The sequence below is a fragment of the Streptomyces sp. yr375 genome (genome assembly GCF_900110755.1).
Taxonomy (GTDB): Bacteria; Actinomycetota; Actinomycetes; order Streptomycetales; family Streptomycetaceae; genus Streptomyces.
The window spans coordinates 1-25,310 of sequence record NZ_FOFF01000074.1; the positions used below are offsets into that span (position 1 = coordinate 1).

The 25,310-nt window shown below is 71.9% G+C and carries 21 protein-coding genes and 1 riboswitch; of the genes, 12 read left to right on the forward strand and 9 right to left on the reverse strand.

Going from position 1 to position 25,310, the window contains the following annotated elements; genetic code table 11:
- Positions 1-129: 129 nt before the first annotated feature.
- Positions 130-2,622: a DNA gyrase/topoisomerase IV subunit A gene (locus BMZ82_RS37505; RefSeq protein WP_093781883.1), complete on the reverse strand. Its 2,493-nt coding sequence runs from the start codon at positions 2,620-2,622 to the stop codon at positions 130-132.
- 276 nt (positions 2,623-2,898) lie between these two features.
- Between BMZ82_RS37505 and BMZ82_RS37510 the strand changes: the two genes are divergently transcribed.
- The 4 genes from BMZ82_RS37510 (at position 2,899) to BMZ82_RS37525 (ending at position 7,651) form a co-directional block, all read left to right on the forward strand.
- The gene (locus tag BMZ82_RS37510) at positions 2,899-4,242 is read left to right on the forward strand and encodes a M16 family metallopeptidase (protein ID WP_256252321.1); all 1,344 of its coding nucleotides are present in this window, start codon (positions 2,899-2,901) and stop codon (positions 4,240-4,242) included.
- Positions 4,239-5,627, forward strand: a complete 1,389-nt coding sequence (locus BMZ82_RS37515) for a M16 family metallopeptidase (RefSeq protein WP_093781885.1) — start codon at positions 4,239-4,241, stop codon at positions 5,625-5,627. The genes BMZ82_RS37510 and BMZ82_RS37515 overlap by 4 nt, the downstream gene beginning before the upstream one ends.
- Before the next feature lie 214 nt (positions 5,628-5,841).
- Positions 5,842-6,009: riboswitch (cyclic di-AMP (ydaO/yuaA leader) on the forward strand.
- Between the two features lie 14 nt (positions 6,010-6,023).
- Positions 6,024-6,767, forward strand: a complete 744-nt coding sequence (locus tag BMZ82_RS37520; RefSeq protein ID WP_093781886.1) for a M23 family metallopeptidase — start codon at positions 6,024-6,026, stop codon at positions 6,765-6,767.
- A 188-nt stretch (positions 6,768-6,955) separates the two neighbouring features.
- Positions 6,956-7,651 (forward strand): GntR family transcriptional regulator, encoded by a 696-nt coding sequence (locus BMZ82_RS37525; RefSeq protein ID WP_093781887.1) that lies wholly within the window; start codon positions 6,956-6,958, stop codon positions 7,649-7,651.
- 185 nt (positions 7,652-7,836) lie between these two features.
- Here BMZ82_RS37525 and BMZ82_RS37530 read toward each other — a convergent pair whose 3' ends face one another.
- Positions 7,837-8,118, reverse strand: a complete 282-nt coding sequence (locus BMZ82_RS37530; protein WP_093781888.1) for an HPr family phosphocarrier protein — start codon at positions 8,116-8,118, stop codon at positions 7,837-7,839.
- Positions 8,119-8,296: 178 nt separating this feature from the next.
- Between BMZ82_RS37530 and BMZ82_RS37540 the strand changes: the two genes are divergently transcribed.
- The 4 genes from BMZ82_RS37540 (at position 8,297) to BMZ82_RS37555 (ending at position 13,739) form a co-directional block, all read left to right on the forward strand.
- Complete coding sequence (locus tag BMZ82_RS37540; protein ID WP_093781889.1) at positions 8,297-11,113, forward strand: bifunctional acetate--CoA ligase family protein/GNAT family N-acetyltransferase; 2,817 nt, start codon at positions 8,297-8,299, stop codon at positions 11,111-11,113.
- Positions 11,114-11,191: 78 nt separating this feature from the next.
- Positions 11,192-11,788 carry a DUF5998 family protein gene (locus BMZ82_RS37545; RefSeq protein ID WP_093781890.1) on the forward strand — a complete coding sequence of 199 codons (597 nt, stop codon included), beginning with the start codon at positions 11,192-11,194 and terminating at the stop codon, positions 11,786-11,788.
- The gene (locus BMZ82_RS37550) at positions 11,788-13,032 is read left to right on the forward strand and encodes an alkaline phosphatase family protein (RefSeq protein WP_093781891.1); all 1,245 of its coding nucleotides are present in this window, start codon (positions 11,788-11,790) and stop codon (positions 13,030-13,032) included. The genes BMZ82_RS37545 and BMZ82_RS37550 overlap by 1 nt, the downstream gene beginning before the upstream one ends.
- A gap of 56 nt (positions 13,033-13,088) precedes the next feature.
- Complete coding sequence (locus tag BMZ82_RS37555) at positions 13,089-13,739, forward strand: thymidine kinase (RefSeq protein WP_093781892.1); 651 nt, start codon at positions 13,089-13,091, stop codon at positions 13,737-13,739.
- Between the two features lie 81 nt (positions 13,740-13,820).
- On the opposite strand, the gene BMZ82_RS37560 is transcribed toward BMZ82_RS37555, so the two are convergent.
- The gene (locus BMZ82_RS37560; RefSeq protein WP_093781893.1) at positions 13,821-14,213 is read right to left on the reverse strand and encodes a hypothetical protein; all 393 of its coding nucleotides are present in this window, start codon (positions 14,211-14,213) and stop codon (positions 13,821-13,823) included.
- Positions 14,214-14,227: 14 nt separating this feature from the next.
- Positions 14,228-15,181 (reverse strand): FHA domain-containing protein, encoded by a 954-nt coding sequence (locus BMZ82_RS37565; RefSeq protein WP_177244862.1) that lies wholly within the window; start codon positions 15,179-15,181, stop codon positions 14,228-14,230.
- A gap of 295 nt (positions 15,182-15,476) precedes the next feature.
- Here BMZ82_RS37565 and BMZ82_RS37570 point away from each other — a divergent pair, with 295 nt between their 5' ends.
- Positions 15,477-16,559, forward strand: coding sequence for a S8 family peptidase (locus BMZ82_RS37570; protein ID WP_256252322.1), 1,083 nt, complete (start codon positions 15,477-15,479; stop codon positions 16,557-16,559).
- Positions 16,560-16,664: 105 nt separating this feature from the next.
- Here the strand turns inward: BMZ82_RS37570 and BMZ82_RS37575 are convergent, their stop codons facing one another.
- Positions 16,665-17,468, reverse strand: coding sequence for a VOC family protein (locus tag BMZ82_RS37575; protein WP_093781896.1), 804 nt, complete (start codon positions 17,466-17,468; stop codon positions 16,665-16,667).
- A gap of 220 nt (positions 17,469-17,688) precedes the next feature.
- Between BMZ82_RS37575 and BMZ82_RS37580 the strand changes: the two genes are divergently transcribed.
- Positions 17,689-18,540, forward strand: coding sequence for a sulfurtransferase (locus BMZ82_RS37580; RefSeq protein ID WP_093781901.1), 852 nt, complete (start codon positions 17,689-17,691; stop codon positions 18,538-18,540).
- 163 nt (positions 18,541-18,703) lie between these two features.
- Here the strand turns inward: BMZ82_RS37580 and sepH are convergent, their stop codons facing one another.
- From sepH to BMZ82_RS37595, 3 genes are all read right to left on the reverse strand, one after another.
- Positions 18,704-19,741, reverse strand: a complete 1,038-nt coding sequence (sepH, locus tag BMZ82_RS37585; protein WP_093781902.1) for a septation protein SepH — start codon at positions 19,739-19,741, stop codon at positions 18,704-18,706.
- 473 nt (positions 19,742-20,214) lie between these two features.
- Complete coding sequence (locus BMZ82_RS37590; protein WP_093781897.1) at positions 20,215-21,534, reverse strand: D-arabinono-1,4-lactone oxidase; 1,320 nt, start codon at positions 21,532-21,534, stop codon at positions 20,215-20,217.
- Entirely contained in the window at positions 21,494-22,729 is a 1,236-nt protein-coding gene (locus BMZ82_RS37595; protein ID WP_093781898.1) for an MFS transporter, read from the reverse strand. The genes BMZ82_RS37590 and BMZ82_RS37595 overlap by 41 nt, the downstream gene beginning before the upstream one ends.
- A 237-nt stretch (positions 22,730-22,966) precedes the next feature.
- On the opposite strand from BMZ82_RS37595, the gene BMZ82_RS37600 reads away from it, so the two are divergent.
- Positions 22,967-24,106, forward strand: a complete 1,140-nt coding sequence (locus BMZ82_RS37600) for a ferrochelatase (protein WP_093781899.1) — start codon at positions 22,967-22,969, stop codon at positions 24,104-24,106.
- Complete coding sequence (locus BMZ82_RS37605; protein WP_093781900.1) at positions 24,103-24,918, forward strand: inositol monophosphatase family protein; 816 nt, start codon at positions 24,103-24,105, stop codon at positions 24,916-24,918. Before BMZ82_RS37600 ends, BMZ82_RS37605 begins: the two co-directional genes overlap by 4 nt.
- Positions 24,919-25,011: 93 nt before the next feature.
- On the opposite strand, the gene BMZ82_RS37610 is transcribed toward BMZ82_RS37605, so the two are convergent.
- Positions 25,012-25,310 (reverse strand): IS30 family transposase (locus BMZ82_RS37610; protein WP_107487725.1); only part of this gene is annotated, 299 nt, incomplete at its 5' end.

Sequence of the window (25,310 nt, forward strand, 5' to 3'; positions counted from 1 at the left end):
GCAGCTGGCACCTCACCCCGGCCATCGCATAGCGCAAGGGCCGCCCGGCCCACGGCCGGACAGCCCCACCCTCAAGATTTTCAGCAGTCTTCTAGACCCCCGTCCAGACCCCCGGCTCCGGAGCGAGGCCTAGACCGGGCCCGCCACCACCGAGATCGTCTTCGGCAGGGACACGCCCGAGCCGTCGCGGCGCGGGTCGATCTCCGGGAGTTCGGCAGGCAGGCCGTTCTTCTGGGCAGCCTTGGCGGGGACGGGGCCCGCCCAGGCCAGGGACAGGCAGTCCTCGCCCTTCAGGAACCGCTGGCAGCGCACACCGCCGGTGGCGCGGCCCTTGCGCGGATACTGGTCGAAGGGGGTGAGCTTGGCGGTCGTCTGGACGGAGTCGTCCAGAGTGCCGCGCGAGCCCGCGATCGTGAAGACCATCGCGTCCGCCGCGGGGTCCACGGCCGTGAACGAGATCACCTTCGCGCCCTCGGTGAGCTTCACGCCCGCCATACCGCCCGCCGGACGGCCCTGCGGGCGCACCTGCGAGGCCTGGAAGCGCAGCAGTTGGGCGTCGTCGGTGATGAAGACCAGGTCCTCCTCGCCGGTGCGCAGCTCGATGGCGCCGACGATCCGGTCGCCGTCCCTGAGGGTGATGACCTCCAACTCGTCCTTGTTGGTCGGGTAGTCGGGCACGACCCGCTTGACCACGCCCTGTTCCGTGCCGATGGCCAGACCCGGGGACGACTCGTCGAGCGTGGTCAGACAGACCACCGTCTCGTCGCCCTCAAGGGAGACGAACTCCGCCACCGGGGCGCCGCCCGAGAGGTTCGGCGCCGCCGCCGTGTCCGGGAGCTGCGGCAGGTCGACGACGTTGATCCGCAGCAGCCGGCCCGACGAGACGACCGCGCCGATCTCCCCGCGCGCGGTGGCCGGCACCGCCGAGATGATCACGTCGTGCTTGGTGCGCTTGGCGTCGGCGCTCCCGGCGTCCTCGGTGTCGTCGGCTTCCTCGGTGTGCTGCGCGAAGGGGCCGCCGTTCGCCGTGCGGGCCAGCAGGCCCGTGGAGGACAGCAGGACGCGGCACGGGTCGTCCGCGACCTGGAGCGGTACGGCGGAGGCCGTGACGCCCGACGACTCCAGCAGGACCGTACGCCGCTCGGTGCCGAACTTCTTCGCCACCGCGGCCAGTTCGGCCGAGACCAGCTTGCGCAGCTCCGCGTCCGAGTCCAGGATCCGGGTCAGCTCGGCGATCTCCGCGTTGAGCCTCTCCTTCTCCGCCTCCAGCTCGATGCGGTCGAACCTGGTGAGCCGGCGCAGCGGGGTGTCCAGGATGTACTGGGTCTGGATCTCCGACAGCGAGAAGCGCTCCATCAGGCGCTCCTTCGCCTGCGCGCTGTTGTCGCTGGAGCGGATCAGCCGGATGACCTCGTCGATGTCGACGAGCGCCGTCAGCAGGCCCTCCACCAGGTGCAGCCGGTCGCGGCGCTTGGCGCGGCGGAACTCGCTGCGGCGGCGCACGACGGTGAAGCGGTGGTCGAGGTAGACCTCCAGGAGCTCCTTGAGGCCCAGCGTGAGCGGCTGGCCGTCGACCAGCGCCACGTTGTTGATGCCGAAGGACTCCTCCATCGGCGTCAGCTTGTAGAGCTGCTCCAGGACCGCCTCCGGCACGAAGCCGTTCTTGATCTCGATGACCAGACGCAGGCCGTGCGCACGGTCGGTGAGGTCCTTGACGTCGGCGATGCCCTGGATCTTCTTCGAGCCGACCAGGTCCTTGATCTTGGCGATGACCTTCTCGGGGCCGACGGTGAAGGGCAGTTCGGTGACCACCAGGCCCTTGCGGCGGGCCGTCACCGTGTCCACCGCCACCGTGGCACGGATCTTGAAGGTGCCGCGGCCGTTCTCGTAGGCGTCGCGGATGCCGGAGAGGCCGACGATCCGGCCGCCGGTCGGCAGGTCGGGGCCCGGCACGAACTTCATCAGGGCGTCCAGATCCGCGCCCGGGTAGCGGATCAGATGGCGGGCGGCCGCGATGACCTCGCCCAGGTTGTGCGGCGGCATGTTCGTGGCCATGCCGACCGCGATCCCCGACGCGCCGTTGACCAGCAGGTTCGGGAACGCGGCGGGCAGCGCCACCGGTTCCCGCTCCTGCCCGTCGTAGTTCGGCGTGAAGTCGACCGTGTCCTCGTCGATCGACTCGGTCATCAGGCTCGTGGCCTCGGCCTGGCGGCACTCGGTGTACCGCATGGCGGCCGGCGGGTCGTCGTTGCCCAGGGAGCCGAAGTTGCCGTGGCCGTCGATCAGCGGCACGCGCATGGAGAAGGGCTGGGCCATCCGCACCAGGGCGTCGTAGATCGACGCGTCACCGTGCGGGTGCAGCTTGCCCATGACCTCGCCGACGACCCGGGCGCACTTCACATAGCCGCGCTCCGGGCGCAGGCCCATCTCGTTCATCTGGTAGACGATGCGGCGGTGCACCGGCTTGAGGCCGTCACGGGCGTCCGGCAGGGCGCGGGAGTAGATGACCGAGTACGCGTACTCGAGGAAGGAGCCCTGCATCTCGTCGACGACGTCGATGTCGAGGATCCGCTCCTCGTACGACTCGTCGGGCGGCGGGGTCTTCGTGCTGCGGCGGGCCATCGCTGCCGGCTCCTTGCTGGGGCGTGTGACGGGATCTGACGCGGACCATTGTGGACCGTGGCACTGACAGTGCGGGCGAGGACCTGGCGTCGGCCGTCCGGCCCTGCGCCAGGAGGCATCTCCTTCACGGTTGCCCGCAGGCTACGCGATCTCGCTCTGGGCGTACGCCGTCCGGGAACTTCGCCGACCGTCCGCACGCTTGCATACAGTGGCAGGACGGCAGGAAAACCGCGGTTTCGACGACCGCGACCGCGATCGGAAGGGACGTACATGCCCATGGGTCACACCGCCACAGCCCAGGCAGGCTCCGGGGGCCTGACAGCGACCGAGCACCGCCTGGCCAACGGCCTGCGCGTGGTGCTCTCGGAGGACCACCTGACCCCCGTCGCGGCGGTGTGCCTCTGGTACGACGTCGGCTCGCGCCACGAAGTCAAGGGGCGCACGGGCCTTGCTCACCTTTTCGAGCACCTGATGTTCCAGGGCTCCGGCCAGGTCAAGGGCAACGGCCACTTCGAACTGGTCCAGGGCGCGGGCGGTTCGCTCAACGGCACCACCAGCTTCGAGCGCACCAACTACTTCGAGACGATGCCCGCCCACCAGTTGGAGCTCGCCCTCTGGCTGGAGGCCGACCGCATGGGCTCCCTGCTCGTCTCGCTCGACGACGAGTCGATGGAGAACCAGCGCGACGTCGTCAAGAACGAGCGCCGCCAGCGCTACGACAACGTCCCCTACGGCACGGCGTTCGAGAAGCTCACCGCCCTCGCCTACCCGGACGGCCACCCCTACCACCACACGCCGATCGGCTCGATGGCCGACCTGGACGCGGCGACCCTGGAGGACGCGCGCGCGTTCTTCCGGACGTACTACGCGCCCAACAACGCGGTCCTCTCCGTGGTCGGCGACATCGACCCCGAGGAGACCCTCGCCTGGGTCGAGAAGTACTTCGGGTCCATCCCGGGCCACGACGGCAAGCCCGCCCCCCGGGACGGCTCGCTGCCCGACGTGATCGGCGGGCAACTGCGCGAGATCGTCGAGGAGGAGGTCCCGGCCCGCGCCCTGATGGCCGCCTACCGCCTGCCGCAGGACGGCACGCGCGCGTGCGACGCCGCCGACCTGGCGCTCACCATCGTGGGCGGCGGCGAGTCCTCCCGCCTCTACAACCGGCTCGTGCGCCGCGACCGTACGGCCGTCGCGGCCGGCTTCGGTCTGCTGCGGCTCGCCGGCGCGCCCTCCCTGGGCTGGCTGGACGTGAAGACGTCCGGTGACGTCGAGGTGCCCGTCATCGAGGCCGCCATCGACGAGGAGCTCGCCCGGTTCGCCGAGGAGGGCCCCACGGCCGAGGAAATGGAGCGCGCGCAGGCCCAGTTGGAGCGCGAGTGGCTCGACCGGCTCGGCACGGTCGCCGGCCGCGCCGACGAACTGTGCCGCTACGCCGTCCTGTTCGGCGACCCGCAGCTCGCCCTGACCGCCGTCCAGCGTGTGCTGGACGTGACGCCCGAGGAGGTGCAGGAGGTCGCCAAGGCCCGCCTGCGCCCCGACAACCGCGCGGTGCTCGTCTACGAGCCGACCGCCGCCGAAGCCCCCGCCGACCAGGACGAGAACGAGGAGGCGGCCCGGTGACCGAGCTCGCCACGATGGACTACCACCCCCAGCCCCAGGCGGGCGAGGCCAAGCCGTGGGCGTTCCCGGCTCCCGAACGTACCGCGCTGGCCAACGGCCTGACGGTCCTGCACTGCCACCGCCCCGGCCAGCAGGTCGTCGCCGTCGAGATCCACCTCGACGCGCCCCTGGACGCCGAACCGGCCGACCTCGACGGCGTCGCCACGATCATGGCGCGCGCCTTCGCCGAGGGCACCGACAAGCACTCCGCCGAGGAGTTCGCCGCCGAACTGGAGCGCTGCGGCGCCACCTTCGACATGCACGCCGACCACCCCGGCGTCCGCCTCAGCCTCGAAGTGCCGGCCTCGCGCCTGTCCAAGGGCCTCGGTCTGCTCGCCGACGCCCTCAGGGCGCCCGCGTTCACCGACAGCGAGGTCGAGCGCCTCGTCCACAACCGGCTGGACGAGATCCCGCACGAGCTGGCCAACCCCTCCCGGCGCGCCGCCAAGGAGCTCTCCAAGGAGCTGTTCCCGGCCACCGCGCGCATGTCCCGCCCGCGCCAGGGCACCGCGGAGACCGTCGAGAAGATCGACTCCGCCGCCGTACGCGCCTTCTACGAGAAGCACGTACGCCCCGCCACGGCCACCGCCGTGATCGTCGGCGACCTCACCGGCGTCGACCTAGACGCGCTGCTCGGCGACACCCTGGGCGCGTGGACGGGCTCCTCGGCGCAGCCGCGGCCGGTGCCGCCGGTGACCGCCGACGACACCGGCCGGGTCGTCATCGTGGACCGCCCCGGCGCCGTCCAGACGCAGTTGCTGATCGGCCGGATCGGCGCCGACCGGCACGACCGCGTGTGGCCCGCGCAGGTGCTCGGCACGTACTGCCTCGGCGGCACCCTCACCTCCCGCCTGGACCGCGTCCTGCGCGAGGAGAAGGGCTACACCTACGGCGTCCGCGCCTTCGGCCAGGTCATGCTGTCCGCCCCGGACGGCTCGGGCGCCGCGATGCTCGCCATCAGCGGCTCCGTGGACACCCCGAACACCGGTCCCGCGCTGGAGGACCTGTGGAAGGTGCTGCGCACCCTCGCCGCCGAGGGGCTGACCGACGCCGAGCGTGACGTCGCCGTGCAGAATCTGGTCGGGGTGGCGCCGCTGAAGTTCGAGACCGCCGCGGCCGTCGCGGGCACGCTGGCCGACCAGGTCGAGCAGCACCTGCCCGACGACTACCAGGCGACGCTGTACCAGCTGCTCGCCGCGACCGGCACCGTGGAGGCCACCGCGGCGGCCGTGAACGCCTTCCCGGTGGACCGGCTGGTGACCGTCCTCGTCGGTGACGCGGCTCAGATCAAGGAGCCGGTCGAGGCCCTCGGCATCGGCGAGGTGAAGGTCGTCCCCGCCGAGTAGCCGGCACGGCGGACGCGGGCAACGGCACGCGCGCGTAGGGGCCCTGGTCGACGGACACGTCACCAGGGCCTCCTGGTGTCCGAATTGAGGTGGAGGTTGCCTGTCTGCCCTGTGGGATGCGCTACAAAAACCGGGATTCGTTTGAGGATTCAAAGGCGTCCCGCTTAGCTGTTTCCGGACTGTTCGTCAGGCAGTGCGCCGCAACCGCGGCACCGGGCAGCCATCGCCGAGTCCCCGTACGGCGCGAGCCAGGGGAGCCGGGGACCCACATGTGAAGTCCCTGGGGTGAATCGGACGCCCGCGCGAGCCGCGAGGGGGTCCGTAGGAGACCTTCCTGCTCCGAACCCGTCAGCTAACCCGGTAGGCGAGAGGGAAGGAAAGGACACCCCCCACTTCATGGCGTTCACCTGCGCCACCGGGAAGCACCGTCGGCCCAGCCGTATGCAGCGCACCACCGCGCGCGCGGCAGGCGTGGCGGCGCTCACCACCACCGGTGTCATGGCCACCGTCGCCTCCGTTCCGGCCTTCGCCGCCGAGCCCGCCCCCGAGCAGACCGGGCTGACGCCCGTCGTCACCGCCGGCGAAGCCGTCATCGAGCAGATCGACGACCAGGTCGCCGTGCAGAAGCAGGCCGCCTACGAGGAGGCCGCGCGCGAGGCGGCCGCCAAGAAGGCCGTGGAGGAGCGCACCGCACGCGTGCGTGCCGCCCGGGAGGCCGAGCGCAAGCTGCTCAACGCCTTCGTGCCGCCGATCACCGGCTCGTACGTCTCCACCGGCTACCACGCCAGCAGCTCCCTGTGGTCCTCCGGCAGCCACACCGGCATCGACTTCCATGCCGCGACCGGCACCACGGTGCACGCGGTCGGCCTGGGCACCGTCGTCGAGGCCGGCTGGGGCGGGTCGTACGGCAATCAGATCGTCATCAAGATGAACGACGGCACCTACACCCAGTACGGCCACCTGTCGTCCATCGGCGTCTCCGTGGGCCAACAGGTCGCCCCCGGCCAGCAGATCGGCCTGTCCGGCGCGACCGGCAACGTCACCGGCCCGCATCTGCACTTCGAGGCCCGCACCAGCGCGGAGTACGGCTCGGACATCGACCCGGTCGCCTACCTCCGCCAGCACGGCGTGAACGTCTGACGACGCTCGGCGACAGATCGTCCAGCCCCGGCCCTTCCGGCCGGGGCTTTCGCCGTTTTCGATGCCCTCCTGTCCAAAAAATATCCCTGGATTCCGGCCCGCCATCGGAAATTCCCGCTCATTGCAATAGAGTCACGGAACACACGTCAATCGTCGACGTTTCACGGGGATTAAGGCGGAGGTCCGTCATGCGTATTCCGGCGCACTCGGTGTGCACGGCCATTCGGGACGACATCGTCGCGGGTGTCTACGAGCGCGGCAGCCGCCTCACGGAGGAACTCCTCGCCCGCCGCTACGGCGTTTCCCGCGTCCCGGTCCGGGAGGCGCTGCGCACGCTGGAGGCGGAGGGCTTCGTCGTCACGCGGCGGCACGCGGGCGCGTGCGTCGCGGAACCGACCGAGCAGGAGGCCGCGGACGTGCTGGAGATGCGCATGCTCCTGGAGCCGCTCGGCGCCTCCCGGGCCGCCCAGCGGCGCACGGAGGCCCATCTGAAGGTGCTGCGCGGCCTCGTCCGGCTGGGCCAGGAGCGGGCCAGGAGGGGCAACAGCGACGATCTGCGCTCCCTGGGGGGCTGGTTCCACGAGACGCTCGCCCAGGCCTCCGGAAGCCACGCCCTGACGTCGATGCTCACCCAGCTACGCCACAAGATCGCCTGGATGTACGCGGTGGAGGCGCCGCTCGACCCCGTGGAGTCCTGGGTCGAGCACGGCGCGATCGTGGACGCGGTGGCGCGCGGCGACGGGGAGCGCGCGCGGGCGGTCACGGCGCTGCACACCGAGCGCTCGACGGCCGCGCACCGGCTGCGCTTTTCCGGCGGACCGGAACGCATCGACCGTGTGAGGACTTCGCAACCTCCCGTAAACATGACGGGCCTGCGGCATTAACACGGGAGCCGTATACAAAGAGGGGGATAATTCGCGGGGGATTATTTCCGCTGCCCGCTGACGGGAAATGCAAAGGGCTCGCCCGATAATTTCGGACGAGCCCTTCGGAGTTTGCGGGACGGCGTCTTTCAAGTGACGAGCGCCACGCCTCTTAAATAGGACGGTGCCTGCCGGCCGGTCCTCGCTCAGACGGTCTCGGGGAGTTCCTCGAGACCCTCGGCGACCAGCTTCGCCAGCCGGTCGAGGGCGGCGTCCGCACCCTCGGCCTCGGAGGCGAGGACGATCTCCTCGCCGCCCGTGGCGCCCAGGCCGAGCACGGCCAGCATGGAGGCCGCGTTGACGGGGTTGCCGTCGGCCTTGGCGATCGTCACCGGGATACCTGCGGCCGTGGTGGCCCGGACGAAGATGGAAGCGGGGCGGGCGTGAAGGCCCTCGGCCCAGCCGACGTTGACGCGGCGCTCAGCCATGTGATGCTGCCCTTCAGTGTTCAGGTTGTCTAGACCAGTGTTCCACACGTGAAGCGTGTGAGGGAGGGGTCGTGTCGGCCCTTCCCTGTGGGGTCGTCGGATCGCGGCCTCGATCCGATGACCGTCCTCGCCAGCTCGTCTCGCGCCGTTGTCAGACGTGAGCCGTACTCTGGGCCCCATGCAGAGCGCGTCGGACCGGCACGAGTACCCCGCCCACTGGGAGGCCGACGTGGTGCTGCGCGACGGCGGCACCGCGCGCATCCGCCCCATCACCGTCGACGACGCCGAGCGCCTGGTCAGCTTCTACGAGCAGGTCTCGGACGAGTCGAAGTACTACCGCTTCTTCGCGCCCTACCCGCGCCTGTCCGCGAAGGACGTCCACCGCTTCACGCACCACGACTTCGTGGACCGGGTGGGACTCGCGGCCACGGTCGGCGGCGAGTTCATCGCCACCGTACGCTATGACCGCATTGGCGCCGACGGCATGGCCGCCTCCGCGCCCGCCGACGAGGCCGAGGTCGCCTTCCTCGTGCAGGACGCCCACCAGGGGCGCGGCGTCGCCTCCGCGCTCCTCGAACACATCGCGGCCGTCGCGCGCGAGCGCGACATCCGCCGCTTCGCCGCCGAGGTGCTCCCCGCCAACAATAAGATGATCAAGGTGTTCACGGACGCCGGGTACACCCAGAAGCGTCACTTCGAGGACGGCGTCGTCCGCCTGGAGTTCGACCTCGAACCCACCGAGCGCTCCCTCGCCGTGCAGCGCGCGCGGGAGCAGCGCGCCGAGGCGCACTCCGTACGGCGGCTGCTGGCGCCCGGCTCCGTCGCCGTCGTCGGCACCGGCCGGACGCCCGGCGGTGTCGGCCGGAGCGTCCTCGGCAACCTCCGGGAGGCCGGGTTCACCGGCCGCCTGTACGCCGTGAACAAGGCCTTCCCGGACGACCTGAAGGAGCTCGACGGGGTGCCCGCCCACCGCTCGGTGCGCGACATCGACGGGCCGGTCGACCTCGTGGTCCTCGCCGTCCCGGCCGAGCACGTGACCGAGGCCGTCACCGAGTGCGGCGAGCACGGCGTGCAGGGACTCGTCGTCCTCTCCGCCGGCTACGCCGAGAGCGGCCCCGACGGGCGCGAGCGACAGCGCCAACTCGTACGGCACGCGCGCGCGTACGGCATGCGGATCATCGGCCCCAACGCCTTCGGGATCATCAACACCTCCCCCGAGGTGCGGCTCAACGCCTCGCTCGCCCCGGAGATGCCGAGGCCCGGCCGCATCGGCCTGTTCGCCCAGTCCGGCGCCATCGGCATCGCCCTGCTGTCCCGGCTGCACCGGCGCGGCGGGGGCGTCACCGGCGTCACCGGCGTGTCCACCTTCGTCTCCTCCGGCAACCGCGCGGACGTCTCCGGCAACGACGTCCTGCAGTACTGGTTCGACGACCCCGACACCGACGTCGCCCTCATGTACCTGGAGTCCATCGGCAACCCGCGCAAGTTCACCCGCCTCGCCCGCCGCACGGCGGCCGCCAAGCCCCTGGTCGTCGTCCAGGGCACCGGTTCCGCCCCGCAGGGGCACGCGGTACGCGCGACGCGGCTGCCGCACGCGACGGTCTCCGCGCTGCTGCGGCAGGCCGGCGTGATCCGCGTGGAGACCATCACCGAGCTGGTCGACGCGGGCCTGCTGCTCGCCCGTCAGCCGCTGCCCACCGGACCGCGCGTGGCGATCCTCGGCAACTCCGAGTCGCTGGGCCTGCTGACGTACGACGCCTGCCTCTCCGAGGGCCTGCGTCCGCTGTCTCCGCTGGACCTGACGACGGAGGCGTCCGCGCAGGACTTCCACGCCGCGCTCGCGCGGTCGCTGGCCGACGAGACCTGCGACGCCGTGGTCGTGACGGCGATCCCGGCGATCGGCGAGGCGTCGCCCGGCGAAGCGGAACTGGCGCAGGCCCTGCGCTCGGCCGCGGCCGCCGCTCCCGCCAAGCCGGTGCTCGTCGTGCACGTGGAACTCGGCGGCCTCGCCGCGGCCCTGTCCGCCGCGACGAGCACCGCACCCCGCGCGGAAGCGACCCCACGCGCGCGTGCCGCAACGGAGGACACCGGCACCCGACCACTCACCGCCGCCGTCGAGGCACCCGAGGGCGCGCACCTCATTCCCGCCTTCCCCGCCGCCGAGCGCGCCGTCCGCGCCCTCGCCGAGGCCGTGAAGTACGCCCAGTGGCGGCGCGAGGCGGCCGACCCCGGCAAGGTGCCCGAGTACGAGGACATCGACGAGAAGGGCGCCGCCGAACTGATCGGCGGGCTCCTCGCGCGCGGGCAGGGCCTCACCCTCGGCACCGAGGAGACCTGCGAGCTGCTCGGCCGCTACGGCATCCGCACCCGCCCCGCGATCCCCGCGCTCACCCCGGACGAGGCCGCGCGGGCCGCGGGCGCCCTCGGCTACCCCGTCGCCCTCAAGGCCACCGCCCCGCACCTGCGCCACCGCGCCGACCTGGGCGGCGTCCGCCTCGACCTGGCCGACGAGGAACAACTGCGACGGGCGTACGCCGAGTTGACCGAGCTGTTCGGCAGACCGGAGGAGCTGCGCCCGGTCGTCCAGTCGATGGCCCCGCGCGGGGTCGACACGGTCGTCCGCGCGGTCATCGACCCGGCGGCCGGAGCCGTGCTGTCCTTCGGACTCGCCGGAGCCGCCTCGCAACTGCTCGGGGACATGGCGCACCGGCTGGTCCCGGTCACCGACCGGGACGCGACCTCGCTGATCCGCTCCATCCGGACCGCCCCGCTCCTCTTCGGCTGGCGCGGCTCGACACCCGTCGACACCCCGGCCCTGGAGGAGCTGCTGCTGCGGGTGTCGCGGCTGGTCGACGACCACCCCGAGGTCGTCGCGGTCACCCTGGAGCCGGTCGTCGTCGCCCCGCACGGCCTGAGCGTCCTGGGCGCCTCCGTACGCCTCGCGCCCCCGCCCGCGCGCGACGACCTCGGACCGCGAACCCTGCCGGCGTACTAGAAGCGACCGCAGAGACCGGACAGCGCGCCCACGGAAGCCGCCGCGAGCGGTGCCTCGCAGTCAGTGGGTCCCCGTAGGATGGAGGGCATGGCCAAGACCAGTACGACGACCCAGGGGCTGCGCGCGGCGATCGAGCGCAGCGGCTACTACCCGGCCCTCGTGGCCGAGGCGGTGGAGGCCGCTGTGGGCGGCGAGCCGATCCGGTCGTTCCTGGTCCACCAGGAGACCACCTTCGACCAGAACGAGGTGCGCCGGCATGTGACCGTGCTGGTCCTCACCGGCAACCGCTTCATCGTCAGCCACACCGACGAACAGGCCGCCGACACCACCTCCCCGACGCCGTACGCCACGACGTCGACCGAGTCCGTGAAGCTCGGCCGGATCTCCTCGGTCGTGCTCAGCCGCGTGGTCGCCAACCCGGAGTCGTACACGCCGGGCACCCTGCCGCGAGAGGTCGTGCTGACCATCGGCTGGGGCGCCGTCTCCCGCATCGACCTGGAGCCGGCCGCCTGCGGCGACCCCAACTGCGACGCCGACCACGGCTACACCGGCAACTCGACGGCGGACGACCTGAGCCTGCGCGTCAGCGAGGCCGGGGACGGCCCGGAGACGGTGCGCCAGACGCTCGCCTTCGCGCAGTCGCTCTCCGAGGCCACAGCGGACGTAACGCGCTGATGTCCCACCCGTCTCCCCCCTCCGCCCATGATCGGGGGCGCTCAGCGCCCACCCCTGCCGATTCCGCCACCTGGGGCTATCCCGAACCGCTCGCCGTCGCCTCCGCCCCCGTCCCCGAGTACGGCTCCGGCTCCCTCGCCGACCTGCTGCCCACCCTGGCGGCGGGCATGGGCGTACCCGGCATGACCGCGGCGATCCCGGAGCTGACCCCGGCCGACCGCAACTGCGTCTTCCTGATCGACGGCCTCGGCTGGGAGCAGATCAAGAGCCACCCCGACGAAGCGCCGTATCTGCACGCGCTCCTCGGCAGCTCGCGCGGCGGCACCGGACGCCCGCTCACCGCCGGCTACCCGGCGACCACCGCGACCTCCCTCGCCTCCGTCGGCACCGGCCTTCCGCCGGGCGCCCACGGCCTGCCCGGCTACACCGTGCGCGACCCGGCCACCGGCGCGCTGATGAACCAGCTCCGCTGGCAGCCGTGGACCCCGCCGGAGGCCTGGCAGCCGTACCCCACGGTCTTCCAGCTCGCCCAGAAGGCGGGTGTGCACGCCGCCCAGGTGTCGGCCCCCGCCTTCCAGAACACCCCGCTGACCAAGGTCGCGCTCAGTGGCGGAACGTTTCACGGGCGGCTGACCGGCGAGGAGCGCATGGACCTCGCCGCCGAGCAACTCGCCGCCGGCGACCGCTCCCTCGTCTACACGTACTACGCCGAACTCGACGGCGCGGGCCACCGCTACGGCGTCGCGTCCGACACCTGGCGCGGCCAGCTCATGTACGTCGACCGGCTCGTCCAGCGCCTCGCCGAGCAACTCCCGCCGCGCAGCGCGCTCTACGTCACCGCCGACCACGGCATGGTCGACGTGCCCTTCGACGACGAGCACCGCATCGACTTCGACGCGGACTGGGAACTGCGCGCCGGCGTCGCCCTGCTGGGCGGCGAGGGCCGCGCCCGCCACGTCTACGCCGTACCGGGAGCCCAGGACGACGTCCTGACCTGCTGGCGCGAGGTGCTCGGCGAGCAGTTCTGGGTGGCCTCGCGGGACGAGGCGATCGCCGCGGGCTGGTTCGGGCCGCGGATCGACGAGCGGGTGTACGACCGCCTCGGCGACGTGATCGCGGCCGCCCGCGACGACGTCCTGATCATCGCCTCCGAGCGGGAGCCCAAGGAGTCGGCGATGGTCGGCAACCACGGCTCGATGACCCCTGCCGAGCAGTTCGTCCCGCTGCTCGAAGTACGCTCCTGACGCTCCAGAACCGTTTCTCCCCTCCTTCATCTTCACCGAAAGGCGCACGACTCCCCATGCCCGAGCTGGTGTTCTTCTCCGGAACCATGGACTGCGGGAAGTCGACGCTGGCGTTGCAGATCGCCCACAACCGGTCGGCGAGGGGGCTGCAGGGTCTGATCTTCACTCGGGACGACCGTGCGGGGGAGGGGAAGCTGTCCTCACGGCTGGGGCTGGTGACCGACGCGGTGGAGGCGGCGGTGGGCATGGATCTCTATGCCTATGTCGTCGACCGGGTGTCCCATGGTGGCAGGGTCGACTACGTGATCGTGGACGAGGCGCAGTTCCTGGCGTTGGTACAGATTGATCAACTGGCGCGAGTCGTGGATGACTTGGGCCTCGACGTCTTCGCCTTCGGTATCACCACCGACTTTCGGACGAAGCTCTTTCCTGGCTCGCGGCGGCTGATCGAGCTGGCGGACCGGCTCGAGACCCTCCAGGTCGAGGCGATGTGCTGGTGCGGGGCGCGTGCCACGCACAACGCCCGCACGGTGGACGGCGAGATGGTGGTCGAAGGCGAGCAGGTCGTGGTCGGTGACGTGATCGGCTCCGCCGCGGAGGTCGGCTACGAGGTGTTGTGCCGGCGCCACCATCAGCGCCGTATGACGAGCGCTTCCGCCGGCGCCGGCGCGCTGTCGCCGGACGTCCTGCCAGTGGCCTCTGACTGACGGTCGGTCTCCGCCTGCGCCCGGTGTCCGTCCGGTGCGCCGGCGGCCCAGGCAAAGGCCCTCTCCGTCAGCCTCCTCCCATCAGCCTGCGATCGCCCGCAAGATCGGCTGGCCGAGCGCGCCGAGCCAGCCCGCGAGCGCTCCGAGCGGCCCGATCAGCCCCATGCCGGCCGCCGCCAGCGCACCCGCCGAGGACAGCAGCCGGGTGATCCGGCCGAGCCGGCCCGCCACTGCCTCCCGGTCCGGCTCCGGCCGGGCGACCTCCTCGTCCAGCGAGTCCAGCTCGGCCCGCACCTCGGGCTCGATCGCCGGCGGCAGCGCCGTCCGCTCGATCGACGCCCTCAGTTCCCGGACCAGACCGCGCACCTCCTGCCCGCCCGCCGTGAAGACGGCCGACTGGCCACCGTGAACGGTCTGGTTCCCGGCGACGTTGTTGACCACGCCGCCCTGCTGGTTGCCGATGTTGAAGGACATGGCTCCCCCTCTCCTCACCGCTGCCGCCAGGACGCCTGCCGCTCGGCATCCTCGAAGCGGCGGCGCCGGGACGTCGTCACGATGTGCAGAACGATCCCGATGACCATCAGAACCGTCCCGACGGCCGCCATCGCGAACCCGACCGCCCCTACCGGCACCCCGGCCACCTTCGGTCCGAGCAGCTCTGTGGAGGAGCCGAAGTCCGAACTCCCCGACGAAAAATCGTCGTTGGTCCTGACAATGAATCGAATGATCACCCAGCCGTAGATCCCGACCCCGACCAGAAAGATCAGGAAGCCGAGCATGATCAGGTGTCGCGCCCTGGTACGGGTCGCGGCGATCTCCTGGAAGAAGCTCTCGCGCTGGGCCTGCTGAACGTAGTTGTACTGGTTCCCGGCGATGTTGCTCAGCCGGTCGGCCTGCTGCTCCCCGATGTCGAACCGCCGCTCGCCGCCGGTCGGCGGTTCGCCGGCCTCGCGCGGTGGCGGGCGGCCCGGCGGGCCGGAGGGGGGCGGCCCTGCGGCGGGAGCGCCGTGAGGCGTGGGCCCGGGCTCAGGGGCGGGGCCCCAGCCCGGCATGGTGTCCGAGGTACCGCCCAGGGTGGTGCCGGCTCCGGGCTTCGGGGTCTGAACGGTCCGGTCGGCGGGGCGCAGCTCTTCGTAATGCACCTCTAAGGGCCCGAAATCCAGCACGTCGCCCGAGTGCAGCACCTGCTGCCCGAGCACCGGGTGACCGTTCAGCATGGTGCCGTTGGTGGAGGCCAGATCCTCGACGGTGGTCCGGCCCGAGGCCCGCCACACCACCGCGTGCCGTCGGCTGACGCCCGGATCGCCTACCTGGATCTGGCAGTCGGAGTCCCGCCCGACCAGCATCGGCTGGTCGTCGAGGACGAAGACCCGGCCGCGCAGCCGGTCCGGGCGGTCGACCACGAGGTGCGGTAGCTCGCGCTCTCGCAGAGGCGGGTCCATGGCACGACCTCCTGCCTTGGCGAAGCATCCGGCGTCGGGCGAGACGATTCGGTCGCCTGTTCCGGTGGTCCTCACCTTCCAGTAAAGGCTGATCGGCCCCGTCCTGCCACAGCGTCCCGGACGGCCGGAACTCGGCAGCGCGTGGCCTCCGGCACGTCGGCCAGGGCCACCCCGGCCGGGTCCCCGCCCCATCGCTGCAAGCGATGCTCTCCGAGATCTCCCCGCCGGAACCGCTCGCCCCCTGTGCTCGTCTTGTGCGCTGAACTGTGTACGGAACGGGCAAGTGGGGGATGTCGTGACGCGGAATGTGACGAAAGCCGGTCTCATCGGCGTGGCCATGGTGATGGTGTTCGGGGCCTCGGCCTGCGGCGGGGAAGCCGGCGCGGCGGCCTCAGGGGGCGGGGCGCCGTCCGGCTCGGCGGCGGTGTCTGACGCCGGTCTGGAGAAACTGGCCGCACCGGCCGCGGCGGCCGCACCGGCCGCACCGGCGCGCGTCACCCGGAACGTGCCGTGGAACCTGGACATCCTGGACCAGCGGTCGCGTCCGCTGAACGGGAAGCTCACCACCACCGCCACGGGCAAGGGCGTGCACGTCTATGTGATCGACACCGGGATGGACATCGGCCACAAGGAGTTCGGCGGCCGCGCCCACCTCGGCGCCGACTTCGTGGGCCCGCAGGACTCCGGTGACTGCTTCAGCGAGGAGGGGACCGGCCACGGCACGTTCGTCGCCGGCGTCATCGGCGGGGCGAAGTACGGGGTGGCGCCCAAGGCGGAGCTCGTACGGGTCCAGGGCGTCCTGTGCGAGAGCGGGGGCGGCGGTTCGTCGGCGGCGGCCGAGGCGGCGCTCGTGAAGTCGGTCAAGTGGGTCACCGCGCACGCGCAGAAGCCGGCGGTGGTGAACATGTCGCTCAACCTCGACCACCGGTCGGCGGCGCTGGAGTCCGCCGTGAAGAAGATGGTCGATGCGGGGATCCCGACGGTGGTGTCGGCCGGCAACTTCCATGACGACGCCTGCAAGCACTCCCCGGCCGGCGTCCCCGGCACGATCGTCGTGGCGGCCTCCACGTCGAACGACCGAGCGTGGAGCGACGGCGGCTCCTACGGCTCGGGTTATGGACGATGCGTGGACCTGTACGCCCCCGGCCAGAAGGTGACCTCGGCCCTCGCCGGCGGCGGTACCGTCACGGAGACCGGCGGCGCGACGTCCTGGGCCGCACCGCACGCGACCGGCGTGATCGCGCTGTACCTGTCGGCACACCCGCACGCCACGGCCGACCAGGTCCACGTCTGGCTCGACCACACGGCCACCCGCGGTGTCGTACGCGGCGTCCGCTCCGACACCCCCAACCGGCTGCTCAACACCGGCGGCCTCTGACCCGGCCGCCCCGGCCGCCCCGGCCGCACGGTCACCCAAGCGCCGCGTCGCGCCTCACCGGCACGGCGGGCGCACGCCGCGCAGCCACCGCGCCGTAGGCTTCTGTCAGCGCGGACCCTGGATCAGGACGAAGCGGGCCCCCTCGGGGTCGGCCACGGTCGCCACGCGCCCGTGCACGCCGTCCTGGGCGGGCCCGAGGACGTGCCCGCCGAGGCCGGTGACGCGGGTGAGCGCCGCGTCGGTGTCGGCCACCTCGAAGTACGTCGTCCAGTGCGGCCCCTGGTCGCGGGGCAGCGCGGCGCCCACGCCGTGGATGCCGGCGACCGGGCGGCCGTCGATGTGCAGGGTCAGGCGGTCGGCGTCGGCGGACACCACCGACTCCTCCGCGTAGCCGAAGACCGTCTCGTAGAACTTGCGGACGCTCGCGGTCTCGTACGTCACCAGCTCGTACCACGCGGGCGTGCCGGGCACGCCGGTGACGGCCGTGCCGACGAGCTCCGCCGCCTGCCAGACGCCGAAGATCGCGCCGGAGGGGTCCGAGCCGATCGCCAGGCGCCCGGATTCGGAGGCGTCCAGGGGGCCGACCCCGATCGTGCCGCCGCACAGCCGGACCGTTTCGGCGGTCGTGTCCACGTCGTCCGAGGCGAGATACGGCGTCCAGGCCACGGGAAGGTGGCGGTCCAGGGGCAGTTGGCCGATGCCGGCCACCTCACGGCCGTCGAGCAGCGCCCGCACGTAGGGGCCGAGCTGCCGCGGACCGGGTTGGAATTCCCAACCGAACAGCTCACCGTAGAACTCTTGCGTCGTGGTCAACCCGTGCGCCATCAGACTCACCCAGCAGGGTGTGCCTGGCGCGTACCGAGCGTGTGCTGCGCCGATCGGGCCGGCCGACCCGCCTGCCTCGGTCATCGTCACTCTCTCCTCGGCCCCTCGTGGTGGCCGCGTCGCCGCCGCCCTCGGAGGATGCCTGATGGGGGGTTTCTCATCGGTGCACAGGCGGTTGTCGCCGGATGCCGATGGCCTGTACGGCATGTGCTCGATCCCGCACGCCCCGTGATCGAGCCTGTCCGGCGGAGCAGAGTAGCCGGACATGAGCGACAGGGCCACCCCGTGCGCGAGGATGGTGACCATGAACGCCATCATCACCGCATCGGAACTGGCGGGCGACCTGGCGGGGGAGAACCCGCCCGTCGTCCTCGACGTCCGCTGGCAGCTCGGCGTCGCGAAGGCGGCCGGCGAGCCGCCCTTCGACGGCCGGGCCGCGTACGAGTCCGGGCATGTGCCCGGCGCGGTCTACATCGACCTGGACCGGGAACTCGCGGGCGCGTCGGGCGGGCGCGGCCGGCATCCGCTGCCCGATCTCGGGGAGTTCGGCGCGGCGATGCGCCGGGCGGGCGTCTCGGCGGGCCGGCCGGTGGTCGTGTACGACGGGGGGCAGGGCTGGGCGGCGGCCCGCGCGTGGTGGCTGCTGCGCTGGACGGGTCACCCGGACGTGCGGGTCCTAGACGGCGGGTTGCCGTCGTGGCGGGGGGACCTCTCGGTCGACGTCCCCGCGCGCGTGGAGGGCGATTTCGAGCCGATGCCGGGCGCCACCGGCCTGCTCGACGCGGACGGGGCGGCGGCGCTCGCCCGTTCCGGAGTGCTGTTCGACGCCCGCGCGGGGGAGCGGTACCGGGGCGAGGTCGAGCCGATCGACCGGGTCGGCGGTCACATCCCGGGCGCGGTGTCCGCGCCGACGAACGACAACGTGGCCCCGGGCGGCGGCTTTCTGCCCGCAGAGGACCTGAAGGCCCGCTTCAAGGCGCTGGGAGCGGCGGACGGCACCGAGGTGGGTGTGTACTGCGGTTCGGGCGTCTCCGGGGCTCACGAGGTGCTGGCCCTGGCGGTCGCGGGGATTCCGGCGGCCCTGTACGTCGGGTCCTGGTCGGAGTGGTCCTCGGACCCGGCCCGTCCGGTCGCCGTGGGCCCCGACCCTCAGTGACCGACCGCGCGGACCCGTCCGGGGAGGGCCGCACCGAACAGGTGCGGCCCTCCCCGACGTAAGTAACTATGTGCGAGCCGACATCCGCGAACCGACGGACGCCCCGGGCGAGTTGCCCGGGGACCGCTCACACCTGTCACACCTGGCACGCCTGCTGCGCCAGTTACTCCTGCTTCTTCCGCCGCGTGCCGAACACGATCTCGTCCCAGCTCGGCACGGCGGCCCGGCGGCCCGGACGGACGCCGTCCGCCTCGGCCTGCCGGTCGGTCGCGCCGATGAGACGGTCGCGGTGACTGCCGACGGACCGCGGCATGAGGACGTCCGCGTAGGCGGAACCGGCGGAGGCGGCCGGCGCCGGGGGTTCCTCGGCGGCCGGCTCCTGCTCGTCGGGCTCCTCCGTGGCGGGCTCCGCCGGGCGCTCCGGGACGACCATGTCGCCACGGAAACTCGGCACCGCCTCCAACAGGCTGGTCAGCGAGTCCCGTTCGCGCTCGCCGATGTTCTCCTCGGCCGGCTCCGACGGCTGGGCCGGCAGGCTCGGCCGGTCGAGGGCGCGGTCCAGCGGGCGGTCGCGCGGCAGCCGCGCGATCCTCGGGACGAACGGAAAGCTGGGCTCGGGGGCGGCCAGGTCGTCGGACTCGCCGATCAGCGAACGCGCCTCGTCGTCGACTGCCTGGACGAGCCGCCGGGGCGGGTCGTACGTCCAGCTCGCCGAGTGGGGTTCGCCCGCGACCAGGTAGACCAGCAGGACTTCCCAGGTGCCGTCGTCGCGACGCCACGAGTCCCACTGGACGGTGTCCTTGTCGGCGCCGCGCAGCAACAGCCGTTCCTGGACGGCCTCGCCGAGCTGCGGCCCGGCGTTCTCACCGGGCCGCCGGACCGGGGTCTTGCGGGCCCGCTCGGCCATGAAGGCGCGTTCGGCCAGCACGGGGCCCTCGAAACGGCGCACACGGTCGACGGGGATGCCGGCCATCTGCGCGACTTCTTCCGCGGTCGCACCGGCACGTATACGCGCCTGGATGTCGCGGGGGCGGAGATGGCTCTCCACCTCGATCTCGATCTGGCCGAGGCGGGGACGGTCGCCGCGTACAGCGGCGCGCAGACGCTCATCGATCGGAAGCGTGTACTCCGTGCTGTCCGCAGCCTTCAGCACCAGCCGTGTGCCGTCATTCGAGACGGCCACGACACGCAGTTCGGGCATGGGGACCTCCCGGGTGGTGCCTGCCGACGTCACGTGCGTCGCTGCTTCCGCTAGTCGAGTGTGGCCTGCCCGGGTGCAGCCTGCCACAACCTTGCCGAGTTGCCCGGCGTGTCGGGCACAGGTCCTGCGCCGCCGTTATGGCACGGTTACCTATTCACCACGCTAAGTGACCAACGCCGTCACCCTGTGCAACGAGTCCCCCTCCGGACGTTCCGGCGAGGCCCCGGACATCCTGGCGGGAGACCGGGCCCAGGGCTCGCAACAGTACTCCATTTGGGCCACGTGCGTGGATTGGCGCGCCACTCAACTTCTGGCAAGAGGTGGGACTTGACTGTCCGTGGTGCCCTTTTTGCGAGCCCGCGCGAGGTCGCCTTCACATAATCTCCCGAAACGGAAGCAACCGCTTCGTCCGTGCGTCCCCTCCGGCCGTACCTCTCCTCAGGCGTCCTCCCGCGCTCCTCAGGCGGGGTCCGCTACGACCCCAGGACCCGCCGCAAGTAGTCGTTCTGGAACCGGCGGTCGGGATCCAGCCGGTCCCGCAGCTCCGTGAACTCGCCGAAGCGCGGATACACCCCGGCGAAGTACTCCGCGTCCCGCGTGTGCACCTTGCCCCAGTGCGGCCGGCCCTCATGGGCGGTGAAGATGCGCTCGGCGGCGGTGAAGTACCCCTGGTAGGGCGTGCCCTTGACCATGTGGACGGCGATGTACGCGCTGTCGCGGCCGGAAGCCGTGGAGAGGGTGATGTCGTCGGCGGGCGCGGTGCGCACCTCCACGGGGAAGCTGATCCGTAGGCCCGAGCGCTCGACCATGGACTTCAGTTCGCGCAGCGCCCCGGTCACGGCCTCGCGCGGGACGGCGTACTCCATCTCCACGAACCGCACCCGGCGCGGAGACGTGAAGACCTTGTAGGGGATGTCCGTGTAGGTGCGCGCGGACAGCGCCTTGCTGGAGACCCGGGCGATCGTCGGGATCGTGGCGGGCACCGCCCGGCCCACCCACTGGGCCGCCTGGAAGACGCCGTTGGAGAGGAACTCGTCCTCGATCCAGCCCGCGACCGGGCTGACCGGCTTCGCGGGACCGGCGCTGCGGTTGTTGCGCTTGGTGGTGGTGCTGCCGGTGTGCGGGAACCAGTAGAACTCGAAGTGCTCGTTCTCGGCCCACAGTTCGTCGAAGTCGGCGAGGACCTTGTCGAAGGGCATCGGTTCCTCGCGCGCGGTGAGCAGGAAGACCGGCTCCACGGCGAACGTGATCGCGGTGACGATGCCGAGGGCGCCCAGGCCGATCCGCGCCGCCGCGAAGACCTCGGGGTTCTCCTTCTCGGAGCAGGAGAGCACCGAGCCGTCCGCCGTGACCAGTTCCAGGCCCCTGATCTGGGCGGCGATCGAAGCGGACTCGCGGCCGGTGCCGTGCGTGCCGGTGCTGGTGGCCCCCGAGACCGTCTGCTCCATGATGTCGCCCATGTTCGTGAGCGACAGCCCCTCGCGCGCGAGGGCCATGTTGAGTCTCTTGAGCGGTGTACCGGCCTCGACCGTGACCGTCATGTCGTCGCGGTCAATGTTGCGGATGCCGGTCAAGAGTTGAGGGCGGATCAACACCCCGTCGGTCGCGGCGATCGACGTGAAGGAGTGGCCGGTGCCGACCGCCTTCACCGTCAGCCCGTCCTCGGCGGCCCGGCGCACGGCCGCGGCCAGTTCGTCGACGGAGGCGGGCGTGACCTCCCGCGCGGGGCGTGCGGTGACATTGCCGCCCCAGTTACGCCACGTGCCGTTCGTCCCGCTCGCTGTGCTGCTCAACGGTGCCTCCCCGCCCCGGAGCCGGCCTGCTCAGCCGGCGGTACCCCAGGAAACCGACCGCGACCGCGACGGCTCCGGACACCGCCGGAACCCCGTACCCGGCCCGCGCGCCTGCCGAGTCGATGACCCAGCCGGCGAGGGAGGACCCGAGCGCGACCCCGACCGCGAGCCCGGTGCTGATCCAGGTCATGCCCTCGGTCAATTGCGCGCGTGGTACGTGCTCTTCGATGAGGGACATCGTGGTGATCATCGTCGGAGCGATGGCCAGACCCGCAACGAACAGCGCCGCGGCCAGAAACGGCAAGTTCCCGACCAGTAGGAGGGGGATCATACTCACGCCCATCATGAACACGCCCAGCAGCCAGCGCCGTTCCGGCGACCCCTTGAGGCGCAGCAGGCCGAACACGAGCCCGGCCGCGCAGGAACCGGCCGCGTAGAGCGCGAGGACGACGCTGGCGGCGCCCTTGTGGCCCTGCTCGTCGGCGAAGGCGACGGTGACCACGTCGACCGCCCCGAAGATCGCTCCGGTCGCCACGAAGGTGGCCACCAGGACCTGCAGTCCGGGCGAGCGCAGCGCCGAACCGCCGCGCTCCTCGCGCGGGTGCGGCTCCGGCTCGGTGGCCCGCTGGGCGGTCAGCCAGAAGACGCCGACGGCGAGGAAGCAGGCGGCCAGCAGCGGCCCCGCCTCCGGGAACCAGACGGTGGACAGACCGATCGAGATGATCGGCCCGAAGATGAAGCACACCTCGTCCACCACGGACTCGAACGAGTACGCCGTGTGCAGTTGCGGCGTGCCCCGGTACAGGGCCGCCCAGCGGGCCCGGATCATCGCGCCCAGGCTGGGCACGGTGCCGACACCGGCGGCGCTCACGAACAGCACCCAGTCCGGCCACTCGAAGTGCGCGGCCAGCAGCAGCCCGGCCGCCGCGGCGAGCGCGACCAGCGTCGCCGGGCGCAGCACCCTGCGCTGACCGTGCCGGTCCACCAGGCGCGAGATCTGCGGCCCGAAGGCCGCGGCCGCCAGCGCGATGGTCGCCGACAGCGCGCCCGCGAGCCCGTAGCGCCCCGTGAGTTGGGAGACCATCGTGACCACGCCGATGCCCATCATCGACAGCGGCATCCTGCCGAGGAACCCCGCGGCGGAGAAGCCCTTGGAGCCGGGGGCGGCGAACAGGGCGCGGTAGGGGCTCGGCACAGGGTCTCCGGTGGTCCGGTTCACGCGCGCGTGGCGGCTCGGCGCGACATGAAGAAAGGCGGCACGGCAGGGCTCGGCGCGGCGCGCGGGGAACCCGGCAGAACCGGTAAGGCGTGACTACTGCTCATACAGCTTACGAAGTTAGGCAACCCTAACGCACACGGGTGTACGGCTGACGCGCCCCGGCCGACCCCCCGCCGTTTCCCGGCTGTCAGAGGCGGGTGGCAGGATCGACCCATGCGAGACGAGCACGATGCCACCCCCTACGACGCCCTGCTCCTGCTCTCCTTCGGCGGCCCGGAAGGCCCGGACGACGTGGTCCCGTTCCTGGAGAACGTGACCCGCGGGCGCGGCATCCCCAAGGAACGCCTCAAGGAAGTCGGGCAGCACTACTTCCTGTTCGGCGGGGTCAGCCCCATCAACGACCAGAACCGCGCCCTGCTGGACGCCCTGCGCAAGGACTTCGCCGAACACGGCCTGGACCTGCCGATCTACTGGGGCAACCGCAACTGGGCGCCGTACCTCACGGACACCCTGCGCGAGATGGTCGCCGACGGCCGTCGGCGCATCCTCGTCCTCGCCACCAGCGCCTACGCCTCGTACTCGGGCTGCCGCCAGTACCGCGAGAACCTCGCCGACTCGCTGGCCGCGCTGGAGGCCGAGGGCCTCGAACTGCCGAGGGTCGACAAGCTGCGGCACTACTTCAACCACCCGGGCTTCCTGGCGCCGATGATCGACGGCGTCGTCGAGTCCCTCGCCGACCTCCCCGAGGACGTCCGCGCGGGCGCCCACATCGCCTTCACCACCCACTCGATCCCGACGGCCTCGGCGGACAGCTCCGGCCCGGTCGAGGACCACGGCGACGGCGGCTCGTACGTGCGGCAGCACCTGGACACCGCGCGGCTCATCGCCGACGCCGTCCGCGAGCGCACCGGCGTGGACCGCCCCTGGCAGCTCGTCTACCAGTCCCGCTCCGGCGCCCCGCACATCCCGTGGCTGGAGCCCGACATCTGCGACCACCTGGAGGAGCGGCACGCGGCCGGCGCCCCCGCGGTCGTGATGGCCCCCATCGGCTTCGTCTCCGACCACATGGAGGTCCTCTACGACCTCGACACGGAGGCGAAGGCCAAGGGCGAGGAGCTCGGCCTGCCGGTACGCCGCTCGGCGACCGTCGGCGCCGACCCGCGCTTCGCCGCCGCGATCCGCGAGCTCGTCCTGGAGCGCGCCGCGCAGGAGAGCGGCCTGGAGGTCACCCCGTGCGCCCTGGGGGCGCTCGGCGCGAGCCACAACCTGTGCCCGGTCGGCTGCTGCCCCGCCCGCGCCCCCAGGCCCGCCGCCGCGGGCGCCGACAGCCCCTACGCGGGAGGAGCGGCGTGAGCGACCCCCTGCACAGCGAACTCCTCGGGCTCGCCAAGGAGGCCGCCCGCCGGGCCGGTGAGCTGCTGCGGGACGGCCGCCCGGCCGACCTCGCGGTCGCCGCCACCAAGTCGAGCCCAATCGATGTGGTCACCGAGATGGACATCGCCGCCGAGAAGCTGATCACGGGCCTCATCTCCGAGCACCGCCCCCACGACGGCTTCCTCGGCGAGGAGGGCGCCTCCAGCGCGGGCAGCAGCGGCATCCGCTGGGTGATCGACCCGCTGGACGGCACGGTCAACTACCTCTACGGGCTGCCCACCTGGTCCGTCTCCATCGCGGCCGAGCAGGACGGCGAGACGGTCGTCGGGGTCGTCGAGATCCCGATGCGCGGTGAGACGTACCACGCGGTGCGCGGTGGCGGGGCGCGCGCGACCGGCGCCTGGGACGGTGAGCGGGTGCTGTCCTGCCGTCCGGCGGCGCCCCTGGACCAGGCCCTGGTCTCCACCGGCTTCAACTACGTCACCGAGGTCCGCGCCCACCAGGCCGACGTCGCGCAGCGGCTCATCCCGCTGCTGCGGGACATCCGGCGCGGCGGCTCAGCCGCGATCGACCTGTGCGACGTGGCCGCCGGCCGCCTCGACGGCTACTACGAGCGCGGCCTGCACCCCTGGGACCTCGCCGCGGGCGACCTGATCGCCCGGGAAGCGGGCGCGCTGACCGGTGGACGGCCCGGAGAGCGCCCCGCACGCGAGCTGACGGTCGCGGCCACGCCAGGCGTCTTCGAGCCCCTCCAGCGCCTCCTGGACGACTTCGGCGCCTGGCACGACTGAACCGCCCGCGTGCGGACAGCACGAAGCGGACACACGAAGGGGCCCCGGCGCTGGATTCTTGGGTTCAAGGGGTCGTCGCAACACCACCTGGTTTCAGGTGGTGAGTAGATCACGTAGACGCTCGGCTGGGGTATCCCAGTCGAGCGTCTTGCGTGGGCGGCCGTTGAGTTCCTGGGCGACGTGTTCGAGGTCTTCGGGACTGTGCAGGCTCAGATCGGTGCCTTTCGGGAAGTACTGCCGCAGCAGCCCGTTCGTGTTCTCGTTCGAGCCGCGTTGCCAGGGCGAGGCGGGGTCGCAGAAGTAGACGGGCATGTCGGTGGCCATGGTGAACTGCTTGTGACGTGCCATCTCGCTGCCCTGGTCCCAGGTGAGGGAGCCGCGCAGGTGCGCGG

Bases quoted from the DNA above. Each gene is read 5' to 3' on its own strand.
- BMZ82_RS37505 (WP_093781883.1), bottom strand. From the start codon at position 2,622: ATGGCCCGCCGCAGCACGAAGACCCCGCCGCCCGACGAGTCGTACGAG.
- BMZ82_RS37510 (WP_256252321.1), top strand. From the start codon at position 2,899: ATGGGTCACACCGCCACAGCCCAGGCAGGCTCCGGGGGCCTGACAGCG.
- BMZ82_RS37520 (WP_093781886.1), top strand. From the start codon at position 6,024: ATGGCGTTCACCTGCGCCACCGGGAAGCACCGTCGGCCCAGCCGTATG.
- BMZ82_RS37525 (WP_093781887.1), top strand. From the start codon at position 6,956: ATGCGTATTCCGGCGCACTCGGTGTGCACGGCCATTCGGGACGACATC.
- BMZ82_RS37530 (WP_093781888.1), bottom strand. From the start codon at position 8,118: ATGGCTGAGCGCCGCGTCAACGTCGGCTGGGCCGAGGGCCTTCACGCC.
- BMZ82_RS37540 (WP_093781889.1), top strand. From the start codon at position 8,297: ATGCAGAGCGCGTCGGACCGGCACGAGTACCCCGCCCACTGGGAGGCC.
- BMZ82_RS37545 (WP_093781890.1), top strand. From the start codon at position 11,192: ATGGAGGGCATGGCCAAGACCAGTACGACGACCCAGGGGCTGCGCGCG.
- BMZ82_RS37550 (WP_093781891.1), top strand. From the start codon at position 11,788: ATGTCCCACCCGTCTCCCCCCTCCGCCCATGATCGGGGGCGCTCAGCG.
- BMZ82_RS37555 (WP_093781892.1), top strand. From the start codon at position 13,089: ATGCCCGAGCTGGTGTTCTTCTCCGGAACCATGGACTGCGGGAAGTCG.
- BMZ82_RS37560 (WP_093781893.1), bottom strand. From the start codon at position 14,213: ATGTCCTTCAACATCGGCAACCAGCAGGGCGGCGTGGTCAACAACGTC.
- BMZ82_RS37565 (WP_177244862.1), bottom strand. From the start codon at position 15,181: ATGGACCCGCCTCTGCGAGAGCGCGAGCTACCGCACCTCGTGGTCGAC.
- BMZ82_RS37575 (WP_093781896.1), bottom strand. From the start codon at position 17,468: ATGACCGAGGCAGGCGGGTCGGCCGGCCCGATCGGCGCAGCACACGCT.
- BMZ82_RS37580 (WP_093781901.1), top strand. From the start codon at position 17,689: ATGAACGCCATCATCACCGCATCGGAACTGGCGGGCGACCTGGCGGGG.
- sepH (WP_093781902.1), bottom strand. From the start codon at position 19,741: ATGCCCGAACTGCGTGTCGTGGCCGTCTCGAATGACGGCACACGGCTG.
- BMZ82_RS37600 (WP_093781899.1), top strand. From the start codon at position 22,967: ATGCGAGACGAGCACGATGCCACCCCCTACGACGCCCTGCTCCTGCTC.